The sequence below is a fragment of the Bacteroidia bacterium genome, assembly GCA_016218155.1.
Lineage (GTDB): Bacteria > Bacteroidota > Bacteroidia > Bacteroidales > GWA2-32-17 > GWA2-32-17.
The window spans coordinates 23658-40305 of the sequence record JACREQ010000096.1 but is presented as its reverse complement, the minus strand read 5'-3'; the positions used below and the strand labels follow the sequence as shown (position 1 = coordinate 40305).

Here is a 16648-nt window from a genome sequence, read left to right as displayed (position 1 = left end):
ATTATAACGTGAGTTCGATATAAGAAAACGATGCTAGTTTGAGTGAAATTCTTTCAGAATTTCGTATCGAAAACTAATCGTTTTGTTCATTTCGATACAAATTTTCTTCGAAAATCCACTCAATGTAACAAAACTAGGTATTCTATTATTTTATATCGAACTCACGTTATAATAGCCTTTATTTAGCCATATCAACCTCTATTTCAATGGTTCGTCATATTCATATGGTTCGTGTCTTCACGAACCATTCTTCTATTTACTTAAACTGTGGCAGTAGAAGAAATTGTCTTAACAATTTTCGATAAATCTTTATTAAATGTAAGTTCTTTTTGTGTTACAAATTCATATTGATTGTTATTTGCCTTAAGAATTACCTTATTATTTTCAATATTAAGATTTAAACTTCCGTTAAAATTATCATGCAAAATAAAGTTTGCTAACAAAAGAGCTTTTTCTATACCATCACCACGATTAAAGTTCCATACTTCATCTGGTAATGCAAGACGGTTATCGCTGTATACAGAATCATTAGGTAAAGTTTGTAACAATTCGTAAACCTGATTAGTAGTTTGACCTTTTAATCCTTCAACAGAAACAGGATTACGCTCAAAAGCTGCTTTTAAAAAAGGGTTCCAGTCAATAATATCCATCTGTCGTAAAGCATATAATGAAAGTAATGCCAGCTCCTCAGTTTCAGCTTTTAATTTTATATAATTTATTATTTCTTCTCTTGACTGTGTGGCTGTAATAGTCAATGAATTTTCATTTACAAACTCTTTATTTGTTTCGGGCAAGCGTGGATTTACTCTGATAAAATTTTCAAGTTTCTTAAATAAATGATGAATATTTTCAATTATTTCCTCTTTGTTACAAGTGCAATCAATTTCTTTTATTTTATTTATAAAATATCCACGAACAGCCTCGCAATCCATATGAGCATTAGCATCAAGAAAAACTTCAATATCATTTAAAAAGACTCTGTTTTCTAATGGTGATAAACTGTATTCTTCCGAATCTATCTCTTTTAATAAAATTTCGCGAGATTTATCGGCAAATGCATTTTTACTTGTATGTTCGTATTCAAATATTTTCTCAAGAGCAATATATTTTTTTCTTCCATTAATTACATTAACATACTGAAAATATTTTCTGAATTCAGAATCATATCTCAAAAAATTAACAAATAATGCTGCAGAAATTTTAGTTTTTAAAAATGCTTTTAGCTTACCTGAAAACTCCTTATATTTCTCAGCATCGATAGTTGCTTTAGGGAATACAGTATGAATATAACCAGAAATATGTGAAACTATTGTTACTTTTTCGTTTTCTAATGCTCGTCGTGCTCTTGCAGATAACACCGTGCCATTAAACCACATATTTTTTGTAACAATTCGTCTGTTATTTGTAAGTACCCCTTCTTTAGAGTTTATAAAATTTTGTGAATGTAAAGGAGTTGACATTAAAAACATTTCCTCGAGAGGAATTCCTGCAACAATAAACATTGCTGCTGCATATAATGCTGCCAATGATACACACTCTCCTGCACCTGCCGGAAAACCTTCCTTGTATTTAAAAGCTGTCATAGCTTCTACTGTTTCGGTTTTCCAATAAGGAATTACATCTGTGTTATATTTATCTAAACCAAAATGTTTTCGGATGTCAATATCAAAATAATACTTATCGCCTTCGTAACCAAATAGTGCATTTGATTGCCTCAGGACATCAACAGGAAAGAAATCCTTAAATCTGTTAATTTCTTTGTCCTTTGTTGTCATACCCCATGTTTCCAAATCTAAATTGAAAACATAATGCTCCATAATGTATTGCTTTACACGGTTTACTTTATAAGTAAATGATTTTTTTTGAATATCCTTAAACCAATCTTCTTTTTTCCATTCCCATATTATCGGCGACATTATATTTGCAAGAACCAATGGATAAAACAACTCAGGAAATATAAAAATTTCCATATCTGACAATGTGAAAGCAGAAGAATATTTTTCTAAAGTTTTGTTATCGTTAAAATCGGGAGAAATTGTCATTTTAATTAATTTCAATATATTCACAAAAGTAGTAATAGTTTAGATACTTGTTTAATAATTATGATTAACAATGTATAGAATTTTAGGAATTTTAACTTAAATTACATTTGCTAATTGATTTTTAATAATGAATAATGCTAGTAATGCATTATTACCAGCATTGTACTTTGCTTCACTTTTATTACTTTTGAAAATAATTTAAGAAAGTTTGGCTACTACAAAAAAATATTACGTCGTCTGGAAAGGCTTAATACCAGGAATATACGAAAACTGGGAAGAGTGCAAAAAACAGGTCTTTGGCTTTGAAGGAGCACAGTATAAATCATTTAAAACTGTCGACGAAGCTACAATTGCATTTCAAAAACCATATGTATGGACAAAACCAAAATCTGATCAGGAAAAGTTCCTGCAAAATAAAACCCAGCCAATTTTAGACAGTATTGCAGTAGATGCAGCCTGGAGTACATCTACATTAAAGATGGAATATCAGGGAGTTCATACAGGTTCAAAAAAACTCATTTTTCATATGGGCCCATTTGAAGACGGCACAAATAATACCGGTGAATTTCTTGCTATTGTTCATGCACTTGCATTATGTAAAAAAGAAAACATAAAACTTCCGATTTATACCGACAGTATTACTGCTATTTCGTGGGTGAAAAAGAAGAAAGCTAATTCGAAATTAGAGCGTACAGAAAAAAATGAAAAGCTTTTTGATTTAATTGAAAGAGCTGAAAAGTGGCTTAAAGAAAATACTTACTCTAATCAGATACTTAAATGGCTTACTCAGGTTTGGGGAGAGATTCCTGCTGATTTTGGAAGAAAATAAAATTACAATGAATAAACTTATTTTATCTTTTTTTCTTATTTGCTTTTCATTATTTGCAAATTGTCAGATACAGCAAACCGACTCTGCTATTGCCGCATCAATATTCGGTAAAGCATTAACAGATGACTGGGCTATAAATAATTTAGAATATCTTGTAACAAATTACCCAAAGAGACTATGCGGGACAAAAGCTGTATCTGATGCTGTAATATGGTCAGAGAAAACATTAAAAGAAATTGGTGCTGAGAATATTTTCAGACAGGATTTAATGGTTGTTCACTGGGATAGAGGAACTCAGGAAAAAGGATTTATCGATTCTAAACAATTTGGAAAAAATAAAATAAATGTTTGCGCATTAGGAAATTCTGTGTCAACCGGTTTAAACGGAATTACAGCAGAAACAGTAGAAGTACAAAATTTTGAAGAATTACAGAAACTTGGAAAAGAAAAAGTAAAAGGTAAAATTGTTTTTTTTAACAGAGCAATGGATCCGAAGTTTTTTTATACTTTCCAGGCATATGGCGGAGCTGCAAACCAAAGAACTAAAGGAGCATCTGAGGCAGCAAAATATGGTGCAGTAGCAGTAATTATTAGATCGCTAACATTATCCAATGATACTTTTCCACACACCGGTGTTATGCGCTACGATACAAATTACGCAAAAATTCCTGCTTTTTGCATTAGTACATTTCATGCTGATATGTTAAGTAACCAACTAAAAAAAGACAACAAATTAAGCGTTTATCTAGAGTCAAATTGCATATTGTTACCAGAAGAAAAATCATGCAATGTTGTTGGTGAAATAAAGGGCAGTGAGTTTCCAGAAGAGTTTATCGCGATAGGCGGACATATTGATTGCTGGGATAATAGTGCAGGTGCACATGATGATGGAGCAGGAATTATTCATTCAATGGAAGTTCTAAGACTTTTTAAAGAATTAGGAATTAAACCACGTCATACAATTCGAATTGTAATGTTTATGGATGAAGAAATGGATCAACGGGGTGCAAAAAAATATGCCGAACTAACTGAGAAAAACAAAGAAAAACATATTGCAGCAATTGAATCAGATCGCGGCGGAGCTAGTCCAACAGGATTTTCGATGGATGTTAATGATACCATTTTTAACAAAGTATTGCAATGGCAAAAATTATTTTACAATTATGGTTTTTATCAATTTATAAGAGGTGGCTCCGGTGTTGACATAGGACCATTAAAGAAATTTGGCACTCCCCTTTTTGCAATAATGCCAGATTCCCAAAGATATTTTGACTATCATCATTGTGCCAACGATACTTTTGATAAAGTTAATAAACGTGAGTTACAATTGGGTAGTGCCGGGATTGCATTGTTGGTTTATTTGATAGATAAATATGGATTGTAAGAAATGCCACAAAAGCACAAAATATCACAAAATAATATATCACAAACAAAATGAATTTCCTTGCTCATATATATTTAAGTGGTAATGATAATGAAATTAAAATCGGAAATTTTATTGCCGACGATTTAAAAGGATCAACATTTAAAAAATATCCTGATAAAATTGCGCAAGGTGTTATAATTCATAGAGCAATTGATAGTTTTGCAGATAAACATCAAATTTATTCAATTGGAAAAACTAGGTTATCAGAAAAATACGGTCATTATTCCGGTATTGTGCTTGACATTTTCTTTGATCATTTTTTAGCATTACACTGGCATGAGTTTTCTAATCATAATTTCAGAGCATTTTGCAGAGATTTTTATCTAAACCTTGTTAAACATACTTCAATACTTACTCCCCGATATAGATATATGATGCCATTTTTAATTGTAAAAGATTGGTTTGGTTCTTATAAAGAAATTGATGGAGTAGAATCTGTTTTAAGCAGACTGGCACGGAGAACGAGCTTACCAGCAGAATCACAATTTGCAAAAACTATACTTTTAAGGGATTACAACGCTTACAAAGAAGAATTCTTTGAATTTATGCCTCAGATAATAACAATGATTGAAAAGGAATTTCAGATAAATCCATTAAATAAAAGTTAATCATAATAATCTGAATCCATAAAGTCATCATAATCATCGTAACCATATAAATCTTCAGGATCATTCAGGTATTCATTATTCATTACACCAGATGATGAAATTACAGCAAACATAGGTTTAGAATCTTTCTTAAAACTGGCGATATATTGATTTTTGGTAATCTTATACCATTTCTCTACTACCGAACCTGGATATTTTAAAACAAAAGATTCAATAACAATTGTTGGTACGTCTTCTTTTTTTATTTCAATCCATTTACTTTCTTTACCATGAAAGACTTGAATTACTGCAAGTTCAGAACATGAATTAAGAAAAAACAAAACCGAAATAAGTATAAGAAATCTTTTCATCTTTAATAAACATTTATAATATCAAAGCTAAGTATAATTTAAATTAATTTTTTTTAAATATGATAAAAAATAATATCATTTAAAAATTCAATGTGTGGCGCAAGTCTGTGACTTATTCTTTAAATTTACTGTAAGGAGTATATATTTCAAGCAATTCAGATCTGGAAATTGAACCGGGATTTAAACCAGGTTTACCTTCAGGAACTTCAACCTTTAATGAATCAAAATAAGTTTTCCATATTGGAAAAAGCTGCTTTGTATCAGGGTCTTTAAATGTCATTGGTGCCAGACTAAAAATTCTATTTCCTTTTATATCTTTAAACAGTTCATATATCAACTCGGAACAATAATATTTATCGTTTGAAATATCAAAAATATCATCATACTGCTTATTAATAAATGGCTTTATTGAAGCAATAGTAGGCATAACAACTGAATTATTATTTTTAAGCCTTCCTACCATAACTTTAGGTTTTTTATTTTTATCGAGGGCACGATTTAAAAATGTATCAACCTGTGTAAGTATAACACCTTTTGAAACAGCTTCGGCAACAAACCATTTATTGTTATCACTTATTAATACTCCTACATGAGCAAAATCAGCATCTTTGCAGCTATAGGTCACTTTATTAACGGCATCGCAAAAAGGTCCGCAACTAATATCCTGAAAGAAAATATCACCATTTTTAAAAGAATAATTTTGCTGGGCATTAACAATGTAACATAATGCAGATAATACTATAATTAAATAGTATTTTATCATAATTAAATTACTTCTCATACCATACCATTGCGGCTGCACCAAGAACAGCAGCATTTTTTTCTAATAATTCTGATTGTAATAATTTTACTTTATTTTTATATACTGCCAAAAGATTTTCTTCCATTGCTTTTTTAGCAGGTTTAATTAACAAATCACCTGAACGACTAATTCCGCCAAAAAGGAATATTGCCTCAGGACTAGTTACTGCAACTGCATCAGCTAATTTCTCTCCTAAAATTATTCCTGTAATTTCGTAAGCTGTTTTGGCTAATTTATCTCCTTTTAAAGCAGCTTCCTGAATTTTTATTGAAGTAATTTCCTTTGATTTCAGATTTCTTAATAAACTTTTGCCTTTATTTATTATTAAAAGTTCCTTTGCAGTATTTATTAAACCAGAAGAAGACACATATGTTTCCAGACAACCTTTTCTACCACAACCACATTTTCTACCTTCAGGCAAATACTTCACATGCCCCAATTCGCCTGCGAATCCATCATGTCCGTATATTAACTGACCATTAGCTACAATACCACTACCTAAACCGGTACCTATTGTTATTACAATAAAATCTTTCATTTTCCTAGCACCACCATATATCATTTCGCCATACGCAGCAGCATTTGCATCATTATTAAGGTAAACCGGAAGTTTAAAATATTTCTTAAAAAGTTTAACTAATTCTATTTTGCCTTTCCATTTTAAGTTTGGCGCATTCTCGATACAACCATTAAAATAATTACCATTTGGAGCACCAATACCTATTCCAACAATCTTCTGATTTTTCTTTAATGTTGATTCCATTTCCTTATACTTCTTAACAATGCTTTCGAGCATTTCTTCAGGAGTATTAAAATCGGCCATACTGCAAGAACCTTCATTAATCAAATTTCCTTTTTTATCGACTACACCACACACTATGTTAGTGCCTCCAATATCAATTCCTAGTGCTAATTCCTTAATCATATTTTTAATATTTTTTATTTTGTTAAATACTTATATTTAAGTTTCCTGTGAATCTCATCATTTGTTGAATTTACTTTACAATGTATAACATACATTTCATTCGGAAGTAAATCAAAGTAATTATCACTGAAAACATCTTCGTTACCATCAAAATTCAGGCAAAAACCCTTAGTTAAGTAGTTTGCTCTTACAATTACATCAAATTCATTATTATAAACTTTAAAATTTGTCTCAATAAAAACAGGAGCATTCAAATTCAATTTATTGAATTTATCAAAATAATATATAGCCCTTCTTTGTTTAAAATTATTTTTATACCATGCTGAAAGCACAACTGAATTTTTTAATGAATCATTAATTAATTCAGATTGTTTAATTTTAAAAATAACAATTGATGATTGTGCCGGTATATCAACTAATAATTCTTTATTAAATAACAATGTACCATCAAAAGTCATAAGCTTTATTAAAACATTGTTTTTAGTGCTTGTTAATTCATCAGATATTGCATAAATAAATACTGAATCAGTTTTCTGAATAATAGATAGTATTTGATTTTCATATGCATTTTTAACAACGTACTGCATAGCTTTCCATTTTCCATAATAATCAATACCTGACCACGAAACAGCGGGCCAGCAATCATTCATCTGCCAGTTTAATGTACCCATACAATATGGCATTTCGCGACGATGTGCTTCGATTGCTGTTCTAATACCATCTGCTTGAGTTAGCTGGCTTTTATAAATAAAATCTTCAAAGTTTGTAGGTTTTGGATATTCAGTTTTAATATATTCCTGTATTGTTTGGTAACCAACAGGATGTTTTTGGTGAGATTTCATTGTAGTTGAACTAACATTTAATTCTGAAGTATCACAAAACTGCTTTATGGAATTCATGCATGGCATTCCCTGGAAACCATACTCTGACATAAAACGACCAACTTTAGTATTATAATTTTTAAACGGCTCATTACCCCACCAAATTCCCCAATAGTGACAATCACCCTGCAAAAGACTTTCTTTTTTACCCCAACCAATTTCCGGCGAAGATTGCCAGTAATTCCTTGCACTATCATATACTGTTATAACATCTTGCAATACTTTATCAAATAAATATTGGTAATCGTTCCATATTTTTAATGAATCTTCTTTTGTATACCTATATTGTTTTTGCCAACCCCAGTTATGCCAGCCTTCAGAAATCTCATTATTTCCACACCAAATTGCAATTGAAGGATGATTTCTTAAACGTTTAACATTATCAATAGCCTCTTGTTTAAAATTGTCTACAAATATTTTATCGCCAGGATACATTGCACATGCAAACATAAAGTCCTGCCATACCATAATACCATTTTTATCACATAAATTATAAAAATCATCGGCTTCATAAATTCCCCCTCCCCAAACTCTTAACATATTCATATTAGATTTCACAGCATCATTAATAATTCTGGAGTAAAAAACAGTATCATTTACCGAAGAAAAATAATTTGCCGGAATATAATTGGAACCTTTTGCAAAAACCTTAATTCCATTTAACTTAAAATAGAAACTCTTTCCTAATTCATCCTTTTGTTGTACAAGCTCAATAGTCCTGATTCCTACACTAACATTTGTTTTTTTGGACTGACCTTTATTATCTTTTGTTCTTACTGAAATGGAATATAAAAAAGGTTCACCCATACCATTACACCACCATAGTTTAGGATTATCAATAGTAAAATCAGTTTTTATTTTTTGATTTCCCTTTTTTAACAATACCTTTTTAGAATTAAATACTTTACCTGTTTTATTATCAGAGATTCTAACTGTTATTTCAGAATTACTTTTTGATTCTATTTCCAAAATAGCTGCCAGCACAGCCTGTTTTTGTGTTATTTGTTTTTGAACAATCTGAACACTTTCAACTTTATAATCATTCCATGCAATTAATTTTACTGGTCTCCAAATAGCACAACCTTTTAATTTTGGAGCAAAGTCCCAACCGAACTGATATTGTGCTTTTCTAACAAAAACCCTTTCTTCATCGGAAAGTTTATAATTTAGTTTTGCTGCTTCTGCTTTCGCATATTCTGAAACTGGCTTAAATTCGATTTTTATTTCATTTTTCCCTGCTTTTAATAATTGCTTAATATCTTTTCTCCATACCCTAAACATATTGTTAGTATTAAGAATCAAAGTATCATTAACCCATACTTTTGCATATGTATCTAACCCTTCAAAACATATTTCGATATGCTGATTTAACATTATATCAGGTGAAATATTCAATGAATTTTTATAATACCATGCTGAATCTCCAACCCATTGTACTTTCAGTTCATTGTTAGAATAAAAAGGATTTTCAATTAAAGTATTTTTTATTAAATCAGTATATATAGAACCAGGTACAGTTGCATCATATTGTTTAGAGTCTTTTCCATACGAAAAAGTCCAGCCATTAGAGATATGAATAACCGTATCTTTCTGTGAAAAAGCAGAAAAAGTTATGAGAAATAATATAAAAAATAAAACTTTCTTCACAGTGTTATTTCATTCAAAGTAGATACAAATTCTTTAACCATTGACAAATCAGTGCCAAGAATATCAGATTCAGTAAAGTTTGAATCGGGGTTATTCATCGATGATTTTATTATTGTTCTGGCAGAAGTATGAAATTCTACAGCACCTGTTTTTTGTTTAATTTCAATTACATTCTCTTTTCTTACTCCGCCGCCGGGCATAATAATAATCCTACCTTTAGCCTGTTCTATCAATTTTGCAATCATATTGGCTCCATCTGCTGCACTTTGTTTTAAACCTGATGTCAATATTCTTTCAAAACCACATGATATAATATCTTCGAGAGCTTTCTCCGGATTTGATGTTCTGTCGAATGCTCTGTGAAAAGTAACAGGAATAGGTTTTGCCAGTTCAACCAACATTTTACAGCGATGAGTATCAACATCACCATTGCTCTTTAAAATTCCAAAAACAAAACCATCAATATCAAGTTTTTTATAATTTTCAATATCAGTCTGCATTGCCTCATATTCATTTGGCGAATACAAAAAATCACCACCACGCGGGCGAATCATAACAAATAACTTAATATTCAAACATTTTCTGGTAACAGCAACAGTACCAATACTTGGAGTGGTTCCACCTTCTTGAGAATTTTCGCATAACTCAACTCTCTGTGCTCCTCCTTTTTGAGCATCAATTGCACCTTCTACAGAAAAAACAACAACCTCGGTTATTGCTTTTATTTTTTTTTCAATCTCACTCATTTTAAATTTTTCACTAATTGTTCTCCCACCCCTATCTTATAACCCTTAGAAAAATATGTCAGGTTTCCTTGTGAATCACCCATAATAATAACAGGCAAGTCATTTTCCAAAGAAGTTGATTTTAATTCAGATAATTTTTTAATTAATTCTTCATTATAATCTATATAAAACTGACTTTTTGATGGTAAATTCGGAAACATATCAGAATTAAAACCAGAACTATTTTTAGGTCTTAATAAAAATATAACTTTCCCATCCCAATTCTCAAAATTATTTCGTACAGGCTTTAAATCAACCATTACATGTTTTGTAGGTTCTTTATCGGGGTCAATAAATACAATAATAAATGGTTTATTATTTAACAATTCATTTAGTTTAACAATTTGCTTTGTTTTAATATTCTCTAATGAAAAAATATCAGTATTTATTTTTCCCCATGGTTTTTCAATAATCTTAGATTCACGAACTTTTACTTCAACCTCCTTTTTTTCGCCAGGTTTTAATTCAAAAAAAGTAAGTCTGCTAAGAACTGATCCATTTTGCTGTCTGCTTCCAGTTACAAGCATATATTTACCAGCCGGTGCCTCAATTTCTTTAGCAAAAGCACTTAATGGTTGCTCTTCATTAAATTGAAAAGTACGATAAACACCATTCTTAAAATAAGCAAGAGTAAAATTTATGTAATATTTTGGATCCAAATTAGAAATATTCTTTAATGTTATTATACCTTTACTTTCGCTAATCGTAGATTTTGCTTCAAAAATAACATTTTCCCAAATATTATTATTCCAATATTGAGGAATCAAAGTTTCGGGTTGTAAACGTGCTGCAAAACCATTTGCACGACACATTGTTACAAAGAAAATATCACGCGATCTAAAATCTGCAACTTTTAATTGATAAACTCCAACAGGTGTTAATGGGTTTCTAGATAAAGCATTTGCATCTTTATTTATTTTAATCTTTTTAATAATAACATCCTTTATTCCCAAGGGAGAAAGATTAATTTTATCACTTCCCTTTGATGAGAAAAAATCAAAATTATATAATTCTTTACACGAAACCATATTTTCATTAGCTACTCTTCCTGAAAGCACATATTTTGCCCAAATTTCCTCATTCCCTTTATAATTTTTTAAATACTTTACTGCATTATATAAATAATCTGAAAGAATAGCAGCCTTAGTATCTCTTAAATCCTTTTCACTTATTACAGATAAAAGTTTTAAAGCATACTTTCTATAATTTGGCTTTGTTGCCTGAAGAAAAATTGCAATCTCTTTCCAGTTTCCATAACTCTTTGTTATAAATAACACCGTACTATCAGCATTTATATTTAATGACTCAGCAAAAACAGATGCCCACATTGAATCTTTAAAAGTAGCCATATATTGAGTTCTTATCTTATCCTCATAAGCAAGCCTCTTATCATTTTCACTTCTACCTTCATTACTTGCCTTAACTGATTCGCGCTCAACAGGAGGTATTAAATCATATTCCTCAATAATATCTGTTAAATTTTGATCTTTTATAACAATACTTAATGTATCAGTTGATTCTACAGAAATTTTCTTATATTCGAATTTATCATCTTTATTTACCCAAACAATAATATCACCTAATCCCATTTTTAAAGAAGTAAGACCTCCATTTTCAGTATATGTTGTTGCAATTGGAAAAAATTCAGAGTAATTATAAAGTTGAAATTCAACTTTTGCGTTTTCAACAGGGACTGACTTTTCATCAATTACTTTCACTGTTATTTGTTTCGCAGGCGCATAATTTTCGATTAAATTAAGTTCCGAGAAAGTTTCATTTTTTGATACAACAGGTTCATTTCCATTATACCAGCCAAAAGCACGTGTATGAACAAGCATAGTACGTAATGCCGGAGCAGCAAACCAACCCATATTTAAATCCGGTTCAGGCTCACATGCGCCCATAAAATACCATTTACCATCAACCCAAACTTCAACCCATGCATGATTATCATCAGAATGTGCCCAACGCGGAGTATAGACCTGACGCGCAGGAATACCAATCATTCTTAAAGCAGAAACAGTAAATGTTGATTCTTCGCCACATCGTCCAAAAGAATACCTCATTGAACTTAATGGCGAGCTAGTTCTTTCATCTGAACCTTTATAAGTAACTTTTTCGTGACACCAATGATTCACTTCCAATGCTGCTTTATACATTGTTAAACCTGATACACGTTTTTTTAATTCGTCATAACATATTATCCTGAATGAATCAAGATTTTCATTATTTACTCTTACAGGAAGTACAAAATGCAAAAATATACTTTCGGGAACAGACTTCCCCCAAGCCATCTCATCTTTTGCCTTTAAAGACATTCTTATATTTTCTAAAAAATATTGCCCGGAATAATCTGCTAGATCACTCAATGGCATATATGCATATAAAAATCGAAAAGCAAGATATTCGTCTTTGGTCAAATCCTGTTTTAATACTTCAAATATTTGTGAATTTCGTGACCTAGCTATTTCACGTTGAAGAGAAAATTGTTTATTAATATGTGATAACTGCAAAGAATCCGATATTAACTGAGCCTTCAAATTGCTGCAGAATAAGACAAATGAAAAAACAAACAATATAAAAAATATTTTTTTCTTCATTTTATTGAATTTGAATTTCATCTACAAATAACCATGCTTTATTTCCCTCACCAGGCTTTCCTTCAGGAATAGTACCGAAATTTTTAACAATAACTTTCACAAACCTTGCTTTAGAATTTGTTGAAAATAATTTTATCGCTCTGCCCGAATTTTTAATTTTTTCATAATCAGCATTTGCAACTGAAATATAATTACCCCCATCGTTAGAAACTAACACTTCAATACTCGAAGGCAAATAGATCCAACTGCTTTCTGCTAACAAAACATCAACAATAACTGATTGTATAACTTCTTCCTTTTGCAAATCAATAATAGCCTCCAGATTCTCACCTGAAAAACCAAGCCATTCTTTTCCATACCATGGAATCTTACCAATTATTCCATCTACCAATGTAAATGCACCTCCATTATTGTATACCTTATTCGGTTCTTTTGCCAATGTAATTTTTTTACCTGTAGATTTTGTTATAATAAATGCTTGTTCTAAAACAGGGCTTAATTGTTTTTGTGAATCAAAACATGCAGTCTTTAGTGTTAAGTCTTTATTTATAATAATATTATCTTTAAAAACTGCAGAATTAAGATCAGGTTCCGAATTATCGAGAGTATATAGTATTCTGCTATCTGCAAATCCCGATTTTAAATTAACCGAAACTCCATTAGTTTCAGAAGAAACTGTTGAAACAACTTCAAACATAGCTTTTGAATAATTTATGCCATATTTATCTAACAACTTAAAATGATTTGTTAACCTAACTTTAAATTCATCCCAGTTTCTAACTTCCTTTTTTGACCATAAAACCTCAGACAATGCACAAATTCTAGGAAATATCATATACTCTACATGCTTAAAACTTGTAATATATTCAGTCCAGACATTTGCCTGTGCTCCCAAAATATACATTGACTCCTCATTAGATAACTCTGATGGAACCGGTTCAAAAGAATAAACTTTCTCTACTGTTGTATATCCACCGATTGCAAGTGGTTCAGATTTTGGACTTCCCTGATAGTGGTCAAAATAACAATGTGAACCAGGTGTCATAACTACATAATGTTTTTGCTTTGCAGCATCAATTCCACCCTGAGTTCCGCGCCATGACATTACAGCTGCATTAGGTGCCAAACCACCTTCAAGAATTTCATCCCAACCAATTAACTTCCTTCCTTTTGAATTTACAAATTTCTCAATACGTTTAATAAAATAGCTCTGCAATTCATTTTCGTCTTTTAATCCTTCTCGCTTTATAATTGCCTGACAGTTTTTACAAACCCTCCATCTGGTCTTAGGACATTCGTCACCCCCAACATGTATATACTGACCTGGAAACAGATCCATTACTTCAGTTAACACATCAGTTAAAAAAATAATAGTAGAATCATTTGCACAAAAAACATCATCAAATACACCCCATAGTTTTGAAGGCTCTATCTTATGTTTTGTGCAGGATAATTCGGGATATGCTGATATTGCAGCCATGGCATGTCCGGGCATTTCAATTTCTGGAACAATAGTTACATGTCTTTGTTTTGCATAAGCAACAACTTCTTTAATTTGTTGTTGAGTATAATAACCACCATATCTAATTGTGTCAAATTTTTGAGGTGTTACGGAATATGAACCAATAAGAGTTCCACTTCTGTACCCTCCTACCTGAGTTAATTTCGGATATTTTTTTATTTCTATTCTCCAACCCTGATCATCCGTTAAATGCCAGTGAAATACATTCATTTTATAAGACGCAAGATAATCAATGTATCTCTTAACAGAATCAATTGCAACAAAGTGCCTAGATACATCTAAATGCATTCCTCGCCATGAGAATCTTGGGTAATCGTGAACCAAACAACATGGTAATTCTACTTTTCCACTACTATTCTTGCTAATTAATTGCTTTAAAGTCTGAAAAGCATAAAAAATACCATCCTCACTACCTTTAATTTCAATTTTTTCATTTCCCACTACAAGTTCATAATAACCCATTGGTTTATCTTTAAGAAACTCAATGGTTATTTTATTATTTGTTATTTGTTTAGATTTGCTAATTTCAAGAGTAAAACCATAATAAAGTTTTAGATATTGATTAAATAAATTAATTGAATTAACAGTTGACTTATTATCAATTACACATACTGTTGATGAAGAAATAACAAAATGTCCATCATACAATACAGAAATGCTCGGTTTAGGTATCAACATTAAATCTGATTGCGATTTGGCATTAATAAATAATAGTATAATCAAAGAAAATAAAATAAATTTCTTTGCATAATATAGTCTTGAAAAACAATAAAAAATATTCATTAATGATTTACAACTTTAGTTTGATTAAAATCTATTCCCTGTTTTTTTAATATCCCATTCACCTTAAATGCATAAAAGGCAAGATATGCAAAACATGCTACACCAACCAGATAACTCCATTGTATACCTAAAATATCATCAGAAGAAACATAACCCTGAATTAAACTTATTACACCGCCTCCCATTATCATCATAACTAGAAAACTCGATCCCGAATTAGTATGTCTTCCCAATCCTGCAATTGCAAGTGTAAAAATACAAGGCCATAAGGTACTACAAAACAAACCAACACTAATAAATGCATAAACACTTACCATACCATCACTAAGCATTCCAACAAATAACGCAGAAATTCCTAATAAAGAGAATAATAATAACTGACGTGCAGGATTGCCTTTACTTAATATATCAGCAATAATTAAAGCTACAATTACAAATGCATAAATATAAAACGGTGTAATATCGTGATTAGCAATTTTATTAACAACTAGAAAAACTCCAAATGCTATATATGGCATTAAAAACCTCATTATATCTTTAAGGCTTCCTTTAATATTAAATGCACCAACTGACGAAGTCCATCTTCCAATCATTAAACTAGCCCAGAATAATGAAATAAACGGAGCAATTTTATCTGTTGTTAAACCGATATGCTGTTTCATAAACTCAGGCAAATTACTTGCAGTTGAAACTTCAACACCTACATAAACAAATATTCCAATCATTCCTAAAACCAGCTGTGGATACTTTAGAGCACTCTTTCTGTCATTTAAAGAATGTGAATCAGTTGAATTATCATCATTTATTGTTGGAATTTTATTGGGGATAGATGAAAATTTAAAAACAATAGCAACAAGAATAAATGCAGCACCAAGAATTAAATATGGAGTTTTAATACTAGAGATATCAGCAATATTAGTACCTGTTGTTGCAATTGTTCCAAAAATTGCAAAACTAACTAAAAGCGGACCGATAGTAGTACCAACATTATTAACACCACCAGCTAGGCTTAGCCTCTGAGAACCCTTTTTAGGATCTCCCATAACAATGGCTAACGGATTAGCAGCAATTTGCTGTAATGAAAAGCCTAAACCAACAATAAACAAACCTGAAATCATTAAAGGAAATGATGCAGTTTGAGCTGCAGGATAAAACAACAATGTTCCAATTGCAGAAATTATTAGTCCTAAAGAAATTCCATTCTTATAACCTATACGATTTAGAATATCTCCTTTTGCAGATTGTGAAATCAAATAATAAATTAATGACCCTACAGTATATGCAACATAAAATGCAAAAGACACCATTTGTGACTGCCATTGCTGAAGATTAAGCTTCTCCTTAAAAACAGGTATTAAAATATCATTACTTGCAGCAACAAAACCCCAGAAAAAAAAGACAGAAATTAAAGTAATTAATGTTGACGTTTTATTTGAATTTTCCATAAA

The 16648-nt window shown here is 30.9% G+C and carries 12 protein-coding genes; 3 read left to right on the top strand and 9 right to left on the bottom strand.

What is annotated here, in order from left to right; translation table 11 throughout:
• Positions 1–260: 260 nt before the first annotated feature.
• Positions 261–2042, bottom strand: a complete 1782-nt coding sequence (locus HY951_15635; protein MBI5541495.1) for a hypothetical protein — start codon at positions 2040–2042, stop codon at positions 261–263.
• Between the two features lie 208 nt (positions 2043–2250).
• Between HY951_15635 and HY951_15630 the strand changes: the two genes are divergently transcribed.
• Genes HY951_15630 through HY951_15620 form a run of 3 tightly spaced genes read left to right on the top strand, consistent with a single transcriptional unit; the run spans position 2251 to position 4905 of the window.
• Positions 2251–2871, top strand: coding sequence for a ribonuclease H family protein (locus HY951_15630; GenBank protein ID MBI5541494.1), 621 nt, complete (start codon positions 2251–2253; stop codon positions 2869–2871).
• A 7-nt stretch (positions 2872–2878) separates the two neighbouring features.
• The gene (locus HY951_15625) at positions 2879–4255 is read left to right on the top strand and encodes a M20/M25/M40 family metallo-hydrolase (protein MBI5541493.1); all 1377 of its coding nucleotides are present in this window, start codon (positions 2879–2881) and stop codon (positions 4253–4255) included.
• Positions 4256–4305: 50 nt separating this feature from the next.
• Entirely contained in the window at positions 4306–4905 is a 600-nt protein-coding gene (locus HY951_15620) for a DUF479 domain-containing protein (GenBank protein ID MBI5541492.1), read from the top strand.
• Here the strand turns inward: HY951_15620 and HY951_15615 are convergent.
• The 8 genes from HY951_15615 to HY951_15580 all read right to left on the bottom strand — a co-directional run bounded on the left by HY951_15615 (position 4902) and on the right by HY951_15580 (position 16645).
• Positions 4902–5255, bottom strand: a complete 354-nt coding sequence (locus HY951_15615) for a hypothetical protein (GenBank protein ID MBI5541491.1) — start codon at positions 5253–5255, stop codon at positions 4902–4904. The genes HY951_15620 and HY951_15615 overlap by 4 nt on opposite strands.
• Before the next feature lie 112 nt (positions 5256–5367).
• The gene (locus tag HY951_15610) at positions 5368–6036 is read right to left on the bottom strand and encodes a hypothetical protein (GenBank protein MBI5541490.1); all 669 of its coding nucleotides are present in this window, start codon (positions 6034–6036) and stop codon (positions 5368–5370) included.
• A complete protein-coding gene (locus tag HY951_15605) occupies positions 6026–6982 on the bottom strand; it encodes an ROK family protein (GenBank protein ID MBI5541489.1) in 957 nt (318 codons plus the stop codon). Before HY951_15605 ends, HY951_15610 begins: the two co-directional genes overlap by 11 nt.
• A 14-nt stretch (positions 6983–6996) precedes the next feature.
• The gene (locus HY951_15600; protein ID MBI5541488.1) at positions 6997–9510 is read right to left on the bottom strand and encodes a glycoside hydrolase family 2 protein; all 2514 of its coding nucleotides are present in this window, start codon (positions 9508–9510) and stop codon (positions 6997–6999) included.
• Positions 9507–10256: a copper homeostasis protein CutC gene (locus tag HY951_15595; protein ID MBI5541487.1), complete on the bottom strand. Its 750-nt coding sequence runs from the start codon at positions 10254–10256 to the stop codon at positions 9507–9509. Before HY951_15595 ends, HY951_15600 begins: the two co-directional genes overlap by 4 nt.
• Complete coding sequence (locus HY951_15590; GenBank protein ID MBI5541486.1) at positions 10253–12808, bottom strand: transglutaminase domain-containing protein; 2556 nt, start codon at positions 12806–12808, stop codon at positions 10253–10255. Before HY951_15590 ends, HY951_15595 begins: the two co-directional genes overlap by 4 nt.
• Before the next feature lie 88 nt (positions 12809–12896).
• Entirely contained in the window at positions 12897–15200 is a 2304-nt protein-coding gene (locus HY951_15585) for a family 20 glycosylhydrolase (GenBank protein ID MBI5541485.1), read from the bottom strand.
• Positions 15200–16645 (bottom strand): sugar MFS transporter, encoded by a 1446-nt coding sequence (locus tag HY951_15580; GenBank protein ID MBI5541484.1) that lies wholly within the window; start codon positions 16643–16645, stop codon positions 15200–15202. Before HY951_15580 ends, HY951_15585 begins: the two co-directional genes overlap by 1 nt.
• Positions 16646–16648 lie beyond the last annotated feature (3 nt).

What these genes read in the sequence shown, in the direction of transcription:
- HY951_15615 (MBI5541491.1), bottom strand. Translation starts at nt 5,255, where the DNA reads ATGAAAAGATTTCTTATACTTATTTCGGTTTTGTTTTTTCTTAATTCA.
- HY951_15610 (MBI5541490.1), bottom strand. Translation starts at nt 6,036, where the DNA reads ATGAGAAGTAATTTAATTATGATAAAATACTATTTAATTATAGTATTA.
- HY951_15625 (MBI5541493.1), top strand. Translation starts at nt 2,879, where the DNA reads ATGAATAAACTTATTTTATCTTTTTTTCTTATTTGCTTTTCATTATTT.
- HY951_15585 (MBI5541485.1), bottom strand. Translation starts at nt 15,200, where the DNA reads ATGAATATTTTTTATTGTTTTTCAAGACTATATTATGCAAAGAAATTT.
- HY951_15595 (MBI5541487.1), bottom strand. Translation starts at nt 10,256, where the DNA reads ATGAGTGAGATTGAAAAAAAAATAAAAGCAATAACCGAGGTTGTTGTT.
- HY951_15620 (MBI5541492.1), top strand. Translation starts at nt 4,306, where the DNA reads ATGAATTTCCTTGCTCATATATATTTAAGTGGTAATGATAATGAAATT.
- HY951_15605 (MBI5541489.1), bottom strand. Translation starts at nt 6,982, where the DNA reads ATGATTAAGGAATTAGCACTAGGAATTGATATTGGAGGCACTAACATA.
- HY951_15635 (MBI5541495.1), bottom strand. Translation starts at nt 2,042, where the DNA reads ATGACAATTTCTCCCGATTTTAACGATAACAAAACTTTAGAAAAATAT.
- HY951_15580 (MBI5541484.1), bottom strand. Translation starts at nt 16,645, where the DNA reads ATGGAAAATTCAAATAAAACGTCAACATTAATTACTTTAATTTCTGTC.